Origin of the sequence: Phenylobacterium sp. CCH9-H3, assembly GCF_001557235.1 — a bacterium.
Classification (GTDB): Bacteria; Pseudomonadota; Alphaproteobacteria; order Caulobacterales; family Caulobacteraceae; genus Phenylobacterium.
Map to the genome: position 1 here is coordinate 1 of NZ_LSJI01000004.1, position 254 is coordinate 254.

1 protein-coding gene is annotated in these 254 nt (G+C 65.0%); it reads left to right on the top strand.

Annotation, left to right across the window (positions count from 1 at the left end; genetic code table 11):
* On the top strand, positions 1-254 hold a 254-nt coding region (locus AX721_RS00075; protein WP_156466925.1), incomplete at both ends, for a HAMP domain-containing protein.

Sequence of the window (254 nt, forward strand, 5' to 3'; positions counted from 1 at the left end):
CGGCCAGGTGCGGAACATCGCCGAGGTGACCACCGCCGTGGCCAACGGCGACCTGAGCCGCAAGATCACCGTGGACGTGAAGGGCGAGATCCTGGAGCTGAAGAACACCATCAACACCATGGTGGATCAGCTGAACTCGTTCGCCTCGGAAGTGACCCGCGTGGCGCGCGAGGTGGGTACGGAAGGCAAGCTGGGCGGTCAGGCGCAGGTGAAGGGCGTGGCCGGCACCTGGAAGGAACTGACCGACAACGTGA